We start from the raw sequence: 13,193 nt of genomic DNA, 5'->3' as shown, positions 1-13,193 counted from the left end.
CGATACGAGCAGGGACGGGCGATGCCGACCGTCGAGAAGGTAGAGCGGCTCCTCAAGGCGATCGCACCCGATCAACGGATCGTGTGGCACATCGCCGCGTGAAACAGCTCACGCGGGCCGGAGAGCCACGGGCGCTGCCCAGCACGGTTGATGGTCCGCAATCTCGACTGAGTTGGTGGAGTTGTGAAGACTGATCAGGGTGCGGAGCCAACTTCACAGAGCTACGAACTCCACTCCGTCGAATCGCACCCTAAGGCCGCGGATCTGCGCGTCATTCCAACGTTTCCTCAAAGCCGTACACTCTCTCCGTTAACAGGAAGCCCCCGCGCGTGCGGTTTCCAGGTCAGAACTCTCTCCGCTCTCTCGGAAGCTGTTACTAATCGGAGCATAAAATACTAGGCATTTCATGCGAATCGTGCTATCCTCGGTTCATGCAAATCAAAGACGCCCGTTCTTTGTCGTCGTCGGCTCAGGAAGACCTCCGAAAACGCGTGATTCGTGCCGTTCGGGGAGGCATGCGACAGGTCGAAGCGGCCTCGGTGTTCAAGGTGTCGCGCGCCTCGGTCAACAAGTGGTCGCGGCTCCACGAAGAACACGGTTCGAAGGGGCTGGCGGGTCGGAAGCGAGGGCGACCGGCTCGACCTCGCCTCGTGGCGGCAGATCGGTCTCGGGCGATCCGATGGATCGTCGGAAAGGGCCCGGACCAGCTCCGGCTTCCGTTCGCGCTGTGGACGCGGGAGGCGGTCCAACAGTTGCTGAAGAACGAGTTCGGGGTGGAGGTTTCGGTCTGGACGGTGGGTCGGTACTTGAAGGCGTGGGGGATGACCCCGCAGAAACCGGTTCGACGGGCCTTCGAACAGAACCCCGCGGAAGTGCGCCATTGGCTTCAGATGGAGTATCCGACGATCGAGCGCGACGCCAAGCGTTTTGGGGCCGAAATCCACTGGGGCGACGAGATGGGGCTGCGATCGGATCACCAGGTCGGCCGTACCTACGGCCGTCGCGGGACGACGCCTGTGATTCTGGGAACCGGCCAGCGATTTCGCTGCAACATGATTTCGACGATCACGAATCGCGGTCGCCTCGCCTTCATGGTGTTCGAGAAGGGGTTCCGGGTGAAGGTGTTCCTGCGATTCCTCAAGCGCCTCGTCCGGCATGTGAAGCAGCGGATCTTCTTGATCGTCGATCGCCATCCGGTACACCGCGCTGCGAGTGTCCAGCGTTGGCTCCGCAAGCACGAAGCCAAAATCCGGATGTTCTTTCTCCCGAGCTACAGCCCGGAATTGAACCCCGACGAAATGCTCAACCAAGACGTGAAGAGCAACGCCCTCGGTCGAAGGCGCGCCTCGAACAAGACCGAGTTGATGGGCGACGTTCGGGGATACCCGCGGTCGACCCAACGCCAGCCCAACCTCGTAATGAGCTACTTTCTCGAATCGCATGTCCATTACGCCGCGTGACAACTGTCGCCTATAAACCGCTCCCGGTAGTAATCGACACAACTCTGTTATCACCTTATGGCGGTCACCATTCGGGGATTATGGTATTACCCGTCGGCCCCGAGCACCTTCGAATCTTCAAATCAGGATCGATCATGTTCGCGCTCCGGCCGCGCCCAGCCGCAAGCTCTGGTGTTCGCTTTCTACGTCCAACCGATCGGGAATGCAAGCGCTTCCGCCGGCTTCCGCGGCCGCGACGAATCGCGCGCGGAGAAGAAGTCGCGGCGCGGGAGGTCATCGCGGCGTGTGAGCGACGAAGGGCCCCTGGCGCGCGACCGGCGGGTCGGGCCGCGTGTCAGGCGCGACGAGCGGCCAGGGCGTCGTTGATCAACGCCGCCTCGGCGTTCGGATCGTCGACTTCGATGACCAGCTTCCGGTACCGCTCGTGCTCGAGATCGACGGCCAACGCGTGCTCCGGGTGACGCACGTCCCAGAAGATCAAGCCACCCTCCTGGTAGAACGTGCCCGCCTTGAAGACGTAGGGGACGTCGGTGCCTGCCAGCTTGAGACCCTTGAACCACCCCATGGCCGGATCGGGATCAGGGTGAGCCCCCTTGATATGGGCGAGAGGGATTCCGAGGCGGCTCCTCAACGACCAGAGCTTGTCCCATCCTTCGACTTCGAAGAGAACCGTGTCTCCATCGATCGTCACTTGAACCATGGAATCTCCTCTACATGCCCATCAGAGGCGGGGATCACATACTCGCTCTGCACGAGGCCGCTTTGAAACTGCCGCGTCGCAACGTGGCGAAGGACGACGTCACGCTCGAGCGCGCCGAAGAGGGGGATCCCCGCCCCAAGGAGAACGGGAACGCGCGTGATGAAGAGGCGCTGGATGAGTCCGTCCACGAGGAACCGCTGGATCGTGACGCCGCCGTCCACGTAGACGTGCCGAACGCCGCGCGCCTCGAGCTGCGACACGATCTCGGCAGGAGGCCCCGACATGCGCTCGATCCTCGCCCCGGAAGGGGCGGGAGGGAGCGCGCGCGTGCTCAGCGCGAACACGGGCTTCTCGCCGTAGGGCCACGCGTCGAAGGCCAGGACCGTCTCGAAGGTCTTTCGGCCGATGACGAGCGCGTCCACCGTCGCCATGAACTCGTCGTAGCCGTGGGGCTCGCCGCCGCCCGGCGGCAGCCAATCGAGGCCGCCGTCGGCGCGAGCGATGAAGCCGTCGAGGCTCGTCGCGATGAAGACGGATGCTCTCATTGCGGAGTTCTCGCCCTCCCGGTCGCGCTCACCGAGCGTCCGGGCTACTTCTCGAACAGCTCCGTCGCCGGCACGATCCGCAGCCGCTCGCAGTCGACCTTGAGGGGGAAGACCGAGATCTCCTTGTCCTCCTCGAGAACCTCCGGCTTCGTCGCCGTTTCGTACTTCATCGGCGATGGAGCATTGGACGCGAGCGCCTCCGCCAGCCCCTTCGCCCCGTCGTCGTCGGTCACCACGGCGAGGTAGGCGTTCCGGGCCTCTAGGTACTTCCGGATCGCGGCGTTCACCTGCTCGACGGTCATGGCCGGGAGCCGCTTCTGCAGCTCGTCCACGAGACTCCCCTTCCCGTAGAACTTCCCGTCCATCTCGTAGCCGAGCCGCCGGGAGGCGGTCTGCGTGAAGAGCCGGCTGTAGCTGAGCAGGAATTCCCTCGTCGAGTCGAAGTCCGCCTGGGTCATCCCCTCCCGCACCAGCCGGTCCAGCTCGCGCATCGCCTGGCGGATCGCGAAGTGGACGGCCTCGGGCGGGACCGGCCGGATCCAGATCGTGAACGCCTGGCGGCGCCTCGGCGTGTTCGGCCGCGGGAAGGTCGAGCCGCCCTCCTGGATGAAGCTCTCGACGTACGAGTAGTCGCCGTAGTTGAGGCCGCGCTCGGACCGCATCTTGTTCATGAGCCGGCCGTTGAACGTGCGGTGCTCGCCAAGGAACGAGTTCGCCACCATCAGCGGGTAGAAGTCGTCGTCGGACCGCGTCACGGCCAGCGGGAACCCGATGGAGATCGCCGAGGCGCGCGCGGATTTCGTCACGATCGTCGCCTCGATCCCCTCGGGGGGGCGGGGCGCCGGAAGGTCCGCGGGCTTCGGTTTGCCCTCGGGGAGCTTCAGGAGATCGGCGGCGACCTCCCGCGCGAACGGCTCGGGGTACCCGCCCGCGAGCCCCAGCTCGACGTTGTTCCGGGTGAAGTGCCGGGCCCAGAAGGCCTTCACGTCCTCGAGCGTGATCGACTTGATCCCCGCCACCGTGCCGGACACCGGCCTGCCGTAAGGCTGGCCGGCGTACATCGCGGCGGCCAGCGCCTCCTTGCCGAGGTTCTCGTCGTCCGCGGCGCGGAGCCTCGTGGTGAGGTCGTTGAGCTGATCGGCCCTGAGCCGCTCGAAGTCCGCGGAGTCGAATCGCGGCGTCAGCAGCACCTGGCGCAGCAGGGCGTGGTACCCGGCGAGGTTGTCGCGGTGGACGGTCCCGTAGACCACGGTGACCTCCCGGTCGGCCCGGACTCCGATCGAGGCGGCCATCGGGAACAGGGCATCGAGGAGCTGGGGGTACGAGAGCTTCTTGGCTCCCCCCTCGGCGAGCATCGCCGCCGTGAGGTCCGCGAGCCCTTCCTTCCCCTTCGGGTCGTTCACGGATCCCACGTGGAACAGGATCCTGAGCGCGACGAGGGGGTTGTCGTTGGACGGGACGAGCGTCGAAGGGATCCGCGAGCCGCCCGCGTCCGCCGCCCCCTTTCGCGACGCAGCGAGGAGGCCGTCGGCCCCGGCGGCGATCAGACCCGCCGCCACGACGGCGAAGGCGGGGACGAGGTGCGCGAGCTTGATCATCGCTTCGCCTCCTTCTCGGGCGCCAGGGTGATCTCGGTCCGGTTCTCGGGTTTGAGGAAACGGGCCGCCGCGTCCCGAACCCCCGCTCCCGTGACTTCCTCGAACGCCGCGTAGGTCGTGTCGATGGAGGCGACGTCGCCGGTGAGCTGCATGAAATTCGCCACGGTCTCGGCGACGCGGCCGGGGGTGTCCAGGCCGGCCAGGAACGAGTAGCGGAGATTGAGCTTCACCGAGGCGATCCGCACGGCGGGGAGCGGCTTCCGCCCGAGCTCCTTGACCGCGCTCTCGATCGCGTCGCGGACGGCGCCGACCTTCCCCGGGTCCTTGACGCGAACCGTCACCGTGAACAGGTACGGATCCCGCCGCTCTTCGTGGCTCGCGGCGAGCACGTCGACCCATTGCTTGTCGAGCACCAGGTCCTTGTAGAGCGGGCTCGTCTCGGAGAACGCCGCCGCGGCCAGCACGTCGAGGGACCGGTCCTCGGCCGAGTCCGGGCGGAACGCCGGAACGCGCCAGGACAGGACCAGGTACGGGAGCGTCGGGTTCTTCCAGGCGATGTGGGCCTTGCGCTCCCCTCCCTGAGGGCCGTCCAGGGTGGTGGCGAGCGACGCCGCTCCCTTCCGCCACGGGGAGTAGTACTTCTTCGCCAGCTCCAGGACGCGGCCGGGATCGACGTCCCCGGCCACCACCAGCACGCAGTTGTCCGGGCGGTACCACCGCTCGAAGAACTTCAGGCTGTAGTCGTACTGGTGGGGCATGTCCTCAATGTCCTTCAGGAACCCCATGGTGGTGTGCTTGTAGGTGTGCCGGTCGAAGGCGGTCTCGCGGAGCTTCTCGTGGATCGACATGAAGGGCACCGAGAAGTTCTTGTTGTACTCCCCGAGGACCGCGCCGGCCTCTTTCTGGAACGCCTCGACCGTGTACTTGAGGTTCATGAACCGGTCCGACTCGAGGTCCATCAGGGTCTCGAGCGCCGACGACGCGGCGACGACGTGGTAGCAGGTCCAGTCGTCGGTCGTGAACGCGTTCGAGTCGGCGCCGAGCCGCTTCAAGACGTCGTTGTACTTGTCCGAGGGATAGCGCTCGGTGCCGCGGAACATCATGTGCTCGAAGAAGTGGGCGAACCCGGAGAGGCCCGGCTCCACCTCGTTCCGGGAGCCGGTGCGGACCACGAGGTAGTGCGCCACGATCCCGGGGCTGTCCATCGGCACCACGACGACGCGGAGGCCGTTGTCCAGGACCGATTCCGAGGCCGCGAAAGGGAAGATCCGGCGAGGCGAGCCGCCTCCCCGCTCCGGCTCCTTCGCGAGGAGCGTGGCCGCGAGCGCGGCGAGAACGGAAAGCGCGGACCCCACGAGTGGGCTGCGGAGCATCATCACGGCGGCCTCCAGAATCGACGCGTCAGGCGCCGGGCCCCGGCGGCTCCCTCGTGGGCGCCCTGCCGGCGCGGTGGGCGCGCCCAGGCCGGCGAATGCGCGGCGGGCCCGCCGCCGGGCCTCAGTGCTTGCGAGGCCCGAGCACCATGCTCATGTCGCGATTGACGATCTCGCCCGGAGCCGACTCGACCAGCGCCGCGTCGGTGAGCATCTCGATGACCTTGTCCAGGACCTTCCGTCCGTTCTCCGGCCGGCGCAGGTCGCGCCCGCGGAACATGATGGTGACCTTGACCTTGTCGCCGTCCACCAGGAAGCGGCGGGCGTGGGCGAGCTTGGTCTCGAGATCGTGATCGTCGATGTTCGGGCGCAGCTTGATCTGCTTGACGGTGATCCGGCTCTCTTTCTTACGTGCCTCGCGCGCCTTCTTCGCGGTCTCGAACCGGTGCTTGCCCCAGTCCATGATCCTGACCACGATGGGGCGCGCCTCGGGTGCCACCTCGACAAGATCGAGGCCGGCGTCCTCCGCCAACCGGCGGGCTTCTTCGAGGGGAACGACGCCGACCTGCTGGCCTTCGGCGTCGATGAGGCGGACGGGACTCAGGCGGATCTGGTTGTTGACACGAACCTTCTCGTCGATTCGACACCTCCTCCTTTCGAAGGGACGCCGCAGGGCGCCCCGGGAAGCTGCGGAACTATACCATCCTGGGCGGGCGGGGCCAAGCGAATGCGGCTCCACGGCGCCAAGCCTCGCTCCTGGAATAAGATGGCGTCGGGCCTCCGGCCGGCCTCGGGAGCATGAAGGATGGCGCCGCGCTACCACAGAGTCGTCGAAGGAGGGTCCTTGGAGCTGGTGGAAGGGGACATCACGCTCCTCGAGGTGGACGCGGTGGTGAATCCGGCGAACTCCGCGCTGAAGCTCGGAGGAGGTGTCGCCGGAGCCATCCGCCGGAGGGGCGGGCCGACGGTGCAGGAGGAATGCGACCGGATCGGGGTCTGCCCGGAAGGCGGCGCACGGGCCACGTCGGGCGGACGCCTTCCCGCCCGGTACGTGATCCACGCGGTCGGACCGGTCTGGGGTCGGCAAGGCCCCGCGGAGAGCGACCGGCTGCTCGCGTCCGCGTGCCGCGACGCGCTCGCCCGCGCCTCGGAGAAGGGACTCCAGTCGATCGCCCTCCCGGCGATCTCCTCGGGCATCTTCGGTTTTCCGATGGATCGCGCAGCCCGGATCCTGCTCGGGGAGGCCGTCCGGCACCTCGAGTCCGGGGCGCCGCCGCGGAGGGTGATCTTCTGTCTCTTGGGAGAGGAGGCCCTGGAGCGCTACCGGGAGGCTCTGGAGGCCGCGCTCCCTCTCTGACGCGCCGCGCCACGCCGCGGTGGGGAGACGTGCTCCGCGGTGACGACCGTGTGGATCCCACCGCGGACGTTGAAATCCCCGACCACCCGCATCCTGCGTGGCCGGACCGCGGCCACCAGGTCGTCGAGGATCCGGTTGGTCACCGCCTCGTGGTAGTGCCCCTCGTCCCGGAACGACCAGAGGTAGAGCTTCAGGGACTTAAGCTCGACGCACGCGCGGTCGGGCACGTAGGAAATCGAGATCGTGGCGAAGTCCGGCTGGCCGGTCCTCGGGCAGAGGCAGGTGAACTCCGGGCAGGTGAACTCGATGGTGAAGTCGCGGGCCGGTTCCGGGTTCGGGAAGGTCAGGAGCCGCTTCGACGATCGCCTGGTCACCGGGGGAGCCCTCCGTGTTTCGCGCGCCGAATCTAGCCCAACCGCCGGTCTCCGGCCAGCCCCTCTTAGGGCGAGCCGGCGCACCGCGGGCTAGAATCGGCGCCCATGACGATCCCTGTTGAAGGGCGGATCCTCCCCTTCGCGCCGGAGATCTTCCGTGCCCTGAGGCACCGGAATTTCCTCTTCTACTGGACCGGCCAGTTCGTTTCGCTGATCGGCACCTGGATGCAATCGGTGGCGCAGGGCTGGCTGGTGTTCCGCCTCTCGAACTCCGCTTTCCAGCTGGGGGTCGTGGGGTTCTGCGCCTTCTCCCCGATGCTGGTGTTCACCCTCGTGGGCGGCGTCCTCGCCGACCGCGTTCACCGGAAGACCGCGCTCCTCTGGACCCAGTCTCTCTCGATGGTCCAGGCGGGCGTGCTGACGTACCTCACCGCCAGCGGATCGGTGCGGGTCTGGCACGTCGCGATCCTCGCGCTCCTCCTCGGGACCGTGAACGCCTTCGACGTCCCGATCCGCCAGACGTTCCTGTTCGACCTCGTCGGGCGGGAGGACCTGCCGAACGGCATCGCGCTGAACTCCATGGCGTTCAACTCCGCCCGGCTCGTGGGGCCGGCGATCGCCGGGCTCATCCTCGCCGAGTTCGGCGAGACGGCGTGCTTCCTGCTCAACGCGGTGTCGTACCTCGCGGTGCTCGTCGGCCTCGCGCTCATCCGCGTGGGGGAGAAAGCGCCGGCGCCGGACGCCATGTCGTGGACCGCCGGGATCCGAGAGGGGATCGCCTACGCGTGGAGAACGCCGCGCGTGAGGACGATCCTCCTGCTGGTCGCGGTCTCGAGCATCTTCGGCATGTCGTACTCGATCCTGATGCCGGCGATCGCCCGGGACGTGCTGGGGGGCGGCCAGCGGACCCTCGGGTTCCTGATGGGCGCGGCGGGGGCGGGCGCCGTGCTCGGCGCCCTGTCGATCGCGAGACGGCGCTCGACCCGTCGTTCGGGCGTCATCGTGGCGGCGGCCATGACCCTCTTCGGCGCCGGTCTTTTCGCGTTCTCGTTCTCCAGGACCTTCTGGCTCTCCGCGGCGCTGCTCGTCGTGATCGGGGGGGCGATGATCGTGCAGATGGCCACCAGCAACGCTTTCCTCCAGCTCGTGGCCCCCCCGGACCTCCGCGGGCGCGTGGTGAGCCTGTACGCCCTCATGTTCCTCGGGATGGCCCCCTTCGGCTCGCTGCTGTCCGGCTCCCTCGCGAAGCTCTGGGGGACGCCCGTCGCCGTCCGGCTGGGCGGGGTGGTCTGTATCGCAGCGGCGCTGGCGTTCGCCTCCAGGGCTCCGCGGCTCTCGGCCGCCCGCGAATCGGTCTCCCCTGACGGAGCCGCGTAGCCGACCCGACGCCCTCCACGCAGGACGTTCGGTCCCCTAAAGCGAACACCGGCGCCCTCCCGCGTCCGGTCACGGCTTCTCGGCGGCCGACTTCGGCGCGACCCACATCGGCCGCCCGCGCGCCTCGCAAGCGTTCGGGGCCCCTATCCCCTGCACGCTCGGCGCTCGGCCGACCGTGTGGGGCCCCGCGCCTTCAGCCGGTCTCGCCTGCGAGCCGTGATCGGACGCCGGAAGCGACGCAGATCACGTGCGGTTGGCGTGCCCGCCGCGGCTGGCGCGGGAATCGCACCCCTCGGCGAACGAAAGGAACCGCTCCAGGGGGACGGAGCGGGTTCGGTGACAACATGAGAGGACTTCGATTCGTTCCCGCGATCCTCGGCGTGGCCGCGCTCTCGCTCGGCGCGGCCGAGCCGCCCGCGACCAGCGAAGGGTACGCCTACGCGACGTACCGCGGGATGGGCGATCGTCTCACCCTCCTCGTGGACAGCTACCCGGCAGCGATGCACGCCCGCGACAGCTACGTCCCTCTCGCGGTGGCGATAGGACTCTCCGGTCCCGGGTCCAGCGTCCGCGTGACCCCCGAGTCGTTCACCCTCCTTGACGAAAGCGGCCGGGCGTACCGTGCGGTGCCGTTCGAGGAGATCGCCCGGAACTACCCCAAGCGTCAGTTCGACGCGTCCCTGCTTCGGTCGCACCCGATGGTCGTGGGGAACCAGTTCGACACGAGCCTGGCGGTCCGTGGGAGCTTCTACCCGACGCTGGTGGGTCGCGGGCTCAGAATCGACCAGGTGGAGCTCGGGCCGTTCACCTGGTTCCACTCGCTGCTGTACTTCCCTCTGCCCGAAGGCGGGCTCCACGGCGTGCTGACACTCAGGATCAGCGGGCCCGGACTCGAGTCGCCGGTGGACGTTCGCTTCCAGGTTCCCAGGGTTCTCAGGGAGCGGACGAGCTGACGGTGGGAGGCCGGAGGAGCCGGCTACCGGATGTCCCTCAGCGTGACTTTCACGTCGCGCTTCTGCCCCTGGCGCTCGAGGGTCAGCGTGACCGTCCGGCCGACTCCCGCGGTCTCGAAGGCGTATGAGAGGTCGTCGGTCGTCTTGACCGCCTTGCCGTCCACCGCGATGACGATGTCTCCGACCACGTAGCCCCGGCGGCTCCGGCCGATCCCCTCGATCCCGGCGTGATCGGCCGGGCTACCCGCGACCACGCTGAGAACGACCGCGCCCTCGAGTCCGAACTGGCTCGCCTGGGCGTCGGACAGGAGCGCGACTCCGACGCCGGGGTTGACCGCGCGTCCCTTCTCGATCAGCTGGGGCACCAGGCGCTTCACGGTGTCCACCGGGACGGCGAAACCGATTCCCGCGGATGCGCCGTTGGGGCTGACGATCGCGGCGTTCACGCCGATCAGGCGGCCACTGGAGTCGAGCAGCGGCCCCCCAGAGTTGCCCGGGTTGATGGCGGCGTCGGTCTGGATCACGTCGCGGATGATCCGCCCGTTGGGCGACTTCAGCTCACGTCCCAGCGCGCTGACGATCCCGGACGTCATCGAGTGGTCGAGGCCGAACGGGTTTCCGAGGGCCAGGACCTTCTGCCCCACGAGGAGGTCGTGCGACTTCCCCTGCGTGAGCGGGACCAGCCGGTCCGTGGGCGCGGCGATCCGCAGCACCGCCAGGTCCTTGTCGGAGGCGGCGCCGACGACGTCCGCTTCCCACTCCGACCGGTCGGCGAGCGTGACCGAGAACTTGTCCCCCGCCTCGATCACGTGGAAGTTCGTGACGATGTGCCCCTTCTTGTCCCAGACGAACCCGCTCCCCGTTCCCTGCGGGATCTGCATGACGTCGAACGACCAGAAGTCGCGGCGGAGAGCGATGCTCGTGATGAACACCACCGACGCCGAGGCCTGCCGGAACACCTCGATGTCCCTGCGCTCCTCCGCGCCGAGCCCCTCCGGGATCGGGGCGACCGGGGCCGGCGAGAGCTGCGCGCCGCCCGCGCGCTCCGGCGCCTGGGCGGCGGCCTCGTCCGACCCGGTCCCCTCGGAAGGAACGGCCTGCGGCCCGGTCCACAAGCCCTTGCCGAGCACGACGCCGACGGCCACGACGAACAGGCAGCCGAAGATCCACGCGCGTCCTCTCATTCGGGTCCTCTCCGCGCTCGAGAGGTCGGTGGGATCCGCCTTCCCATCTCGACCTCCGGTCCATCGGACTTCTCCGCGCGACGCGGAGAAGGGGGTCCATCGTACCAGAGCGCGGGTCGAGAGGCGGTGACCGCTAGGCGCCTTGCGAGGTCTTCCTTTGCTCCCGCCGCTGATCGAACCAGGTCCCGACCGAGAAGGCGACCAGCATCAGGAAGAAGCAGAGGAAGAACCCGGCCACGAAGCCCCGGGTGAACACACGGCCCAGCACCAGGTACTGAGCGCGGTGGGATTCCTCGCCGACCCAGGGAAGCCTGTTGTGGAGGAAGTCGAGCAGGAACGCGGCGATCGCGAGGACGCACGCCGCGATTCCCGGGATCGCGAGGATCAGGGCGATTCGACGATGGCGGCTGTTCACGAATCGCTCCTTCGCGCTCTCGAGCGCCTCCGGTGTCAGTATTCGTCCAGGGCGGCTCCGCGGCCACTGCCAATTTTCGGCCACGGCCCGGGCCGGCCCGACGACGAGAACCGCGACGTTCGCCCCCGCGCGAGCCGCCGACTAGAATACCGGTGCGGGACGAGGCTCCGCGGGGAGAGGACCGATTTGGCCACGGAGCAGGGTTCGATGACGTATCGGCGCCGGCCGACAAGGGTGGTGCACGTCGGCGACGTCGCCGTGGGGGGGCGCCATCCGATCCGCGTCCAGTCCATGACCACCCCCGCGACGACCGACACGGCCGCCACGGTGGCGCAGATCGTGCGCCTCGTGGACGCCGGCTGCGAAATCGTGCGGGTCACGGTGCCGACGTCGGCCGACGCCGACAACCTTCCCGGCATCCGGCGGGAGCTCGCGGCGCGCGGAGTGAGCGTGCCGCTGGTCGCGGACATCCATTTCACCCCGGCGGCGGCCATGAAGGCGGTCGAGCACGTCGAGAAGATCCGGATCAACCCCGGCAATTTCGCGGACAAGAAGCGGTTCGCCCGCCGGGACTACACCGACGCCGAGTACGCCGCGGAGATCGAGCGGATCCGCCGCTCGTTCGTCCCGCTGGTGCGTCGCTGCCGGGAGCTCGGGGTCGCGATGCGCATCGGGACCAATCACGGCTCGCTGTCGGACCGGATCATGAACCGCCACGGCGACACCGCGGAGGGCATGGTCGAGTCCGCCCTCGAATTCGTGCGGATTGCCGAGGATGAGGGATTCCGCGAGCTGGTCCTCTCCATGAAGGCCTCGAACCCGCAGGTCGTCCTCGAGGCCTACAGGCTCTTGGCGGCTCGGATGGACGCCTTTGGCATGGACTACCCGCTGCACCTGGGCGTGACCGAGGCCGGCGACGGCGAGGACGGCCGGGTGAAGTCCGCCATCGGGATCGGCGTCCTCCTGGAGGAAGGGCTCGGCGACACGGTCCGCGTCTCCCTGACGGAGGACCCGGTCGCGGAGATCCCGGTGGCCCGGGCGCTCGTGGCGCCGTTCAATGCGCGGATGGCCGGCGCCTTGGACCGTCGGGACGACGCCGCGGCCGTCTCGACGCCGGCGATCGGCACGGGGTCGCGTCGCGCCGCCCGAGAGGTCGCGATGGGGCCTCGCGCGATCGGAGGAGCGCAGCCGGTCCTCGTCGAGGTGCCGCTCCTCGCCTCCCTTCGCGACGAGGAGGGGATCCGCGGAGAGGCCGAAGGCGAGATCGGCTCGGGGGTGCCCGAGGAGAACCGGGCCGACGTCCTCTCCGCCACGCTGCGTTCCGCCGAGGACGTGGCGCGCTTCGCGCGACTTGCCGGGTGGGTCGCGCTCGCGCGGCCGAAGGTGGCGCTGTCGGCCCGCCTCGACCCGCGGCTCGACGCCGCGGCGGCCATCGAGATCGCCGAGGCGGTTCTCCCACGGGCGGACCGCGTTCACGTCGCACTCCGCGCGAGCGCCGACGCCGGCGGTTCTCCTGCTCTCCATCGGCTGATCGAGGCCGCGCGACGCGCCGGCAAGGCGCTGCTCCTCGAGGCCGGCGCGGCCTCCGGGCGCGCGGAGGACGCGGTCGAGCTCGCCGTCGCCTCCGCGCGGCGCGCCGCCGTCTCGTCGGTGCCGGTCCTGCTCGCGCTCGACCCCGGCCTCGGTCCCCCTCTCCTCCCCGTCCGGCTCCTCGCCGCGCGGCTCGGGGAGGAGAGGATCGACGTGCCGATCGTGCTCATCGACCGGCCTAGGGCGCGGCGAGCGGACCCTCTGCTCGGCCCGTCCGTTTCGCTCGGCGGGCTGCTGTGCGAGGGGACCGGCGACGCCGTCCACGTC

General features: G+C 68.6%; 12 protein-coding genes and 1 pseudogene. 5 read left to right on the top strand and 8 right to left on the bottom strand.

Going from position 1 to position 13,193, the window contains the following annotated elements:
• The first annotated feature begins 431 nt into the window (after positions 1–431).
• Positions 432–1,460: an IS630 family transposase gene (locus LAO51_17610; GenBank protein MBZ5640557.1), complete on the top strand. Its 1,029-nt coding sequence runs from the start codon at positions 432–434 to the stop codon at positions 1,458–1,460.
• A gap of 334 nt (positions 1,461–1,794) precedes the next feature.
• Here the strand turns inward: LAO51_17610 and LAO51_17605 are convergent, their stop codons facing one another.
• The 5 genes from LAO51_17605 to infC all read right to left on the bottom strand — a co-directional run bounded on the left by LAO51_17605 (position 1,795) and on the right by infC (position 6,349).
• Positions 1,795–2,160 carry a hypothetical protein gene (locus LAO51_17605; GenBank protein MBZ5640556.1) on the bottom strand — a complete coding sequence of 122 codons (366 nt, stop codon included), beginning with the start codon at positions 2,158–2,160 and terminating at the stop codon, positions 1,795–1,797.
• Positions 2,148–2,705 (bottom strand): dihydrofolate reductase family protein, encoded by a 558-nt coding sequence (locus LAO51_17600; protein ID MBZ5640555.1) that lies wholly within the window; start codon positions 2,703–2,705, stop codon positions 2,148–2,150. Before LAO51_17600 ends, LAO51_17605 begins: the two co-directional genes overlap by 13 nt.
• A gap of 44 nt (positions 2,706–2,749) precedes the next feature.
• Positions 2,750–4,303 carry an insulinase family protein gene (locus tag LAO51_17595; GenBank protein MBZ5640554.1) on the bottom strand — a complete coding sequence of 518 codons (1,554 nt, stop codon included), beginning with the start codon at positions 4,301–4,303 and terminating at the stop codon, positions 2,750–2,752.
• Entirely contained in the window at positions 4,300–5,679 is a 1,380-nt protein-coding gene (locus LAO51_17590) for an insulinase family protein (GenBank protein MBZ5640553.1), read from the bottom strand. Before LAO51_17590 ends, LAO51_17595 begins: the two co-directional genes overlap by 4 nt.
• Before the next feature lie 121 nt (positions 5,680–5,800).
• Positions 5,801–6,349, bottom strand: a complete 549-nt coding sequence (infC, locus tag LAO51_17585) for a translation initiation factor IF-3 (GenBank protein ID MBZ5640552.1) — start codon at positions 6,347–6,349, stop codon at positions 5,801–5,803.
• Between the two features lie 132 nt (positions 6,350–6,481).
• Between infC and LAO51_17580 the strand changes: the two genes are divergently transcribed.
• The gene (locus LAO51_17580; protein MBZ5640551.1) at positions 6,482–7,033 is read left to right on the top strand and encodes a macro domain-containing protein; all 552 of its coding nucleotides are present in this window, start codon (positions 6,482–6,484) and stop codon (positions 7,031–7,033) included.
• Here LAO51_17580 and queF read toward each other — a convergent pair.
• Entirely contained in the window at positions 6,997–7,407 is a 411-nt protein-coding gene (gene queF, locus LAO51_17575) for a preQ(1) synthase (GenBank protein MBZ5640550.1), read from the bottom strand. The two genes, LAO51_17580 and queF, sit on opposite strands and share 37 nt — an antisense overlap.
• 105 nt (positions 7,408–7,512) lie before the next feature.
• On the opposite strand from queF, the gene LAO51_17570 reads away from it, so the two are divergent.
• Positions 7,513–8,784 (top strand): MFS transporter, encoded by a 1,272-nt coding sequence (locus LAO51_17570; protein MBZ5640549.1) that lies wholly within the window; start codon positions 7,513–7,515, stop codon positions 8,782–8,784.
• A gap of 344 nt (positions 8,785–9,128) precedes the next feature.
• Positions 9,129–9,737: a hypothetical protein gene (locus LAO51_17565; protein ID MBZ5640548.1), complete on the top strand. Its 609-nt coding sequence runs from the start codon at positions 9,129–9,131 to the stop codon at positions 9,735–9,737.
• A gap of 23 nt (positions 9,738–9,760) precedes the next feature.
• On the opposite strand, the gene LAO51_17560 is transcribed toward LAO51_17565, so the two are convergent.
• Together LAO51_17560 and LAO51_17555 are read right to left on the bottom strand one after the other, a co-directional pair.
• Positions 9,761–10,921 (bottom strand): trypsin-like peptidase domain-containing protein, encoded by a 1,161-nt coding sequence (locus LAO51_17560; protein ID MBZ5640547.1) that lies wholly within the window; start codon positions 10,919–10,921, stop codon positions 9,761–9,763.
• A gap of 133 nt (positions 10,922–11,054) precedes the next feature.
• On the bottom strand, positions 11,055–11,336 hold the full coding sequence (locus LAO51_17555; protein ID MBZ5640546.1) for a hypothetical protein: 282 nt from the start codon (positions 11,334–11,336) through the stop codon (positions 11,055–11,057).
• A 207-nt stretch (positions 11,337–11,543) separates the two neighbouring features.
• Here LAO51_17555 and ispG point away from each other — a divergent pair.
• Positions 11,544–12,374, top strand: a pseudogene (ispG, locus tag LAO51_17550) ((E)-4-hydroxy-3-methylbut-2-enyl-diphosphate synthase).
• Positions 12,375–13,193: the final 819 nt, after the last annotated feature.

Source organism: Terriglobia bacterium, from assembly GCA_020073205.1.
Classification (GTDB): Bacteria; Acidobacteriota; Polarisedimenticolia; order Polarisedimenticolales; family JAIQFR01; genus JAIQFR01.
The sequence above is the reverse complement of the archived record's forward strand: the minus strand, read 5'-3'. Positions and strand labels throughout refer to the sequence as shown.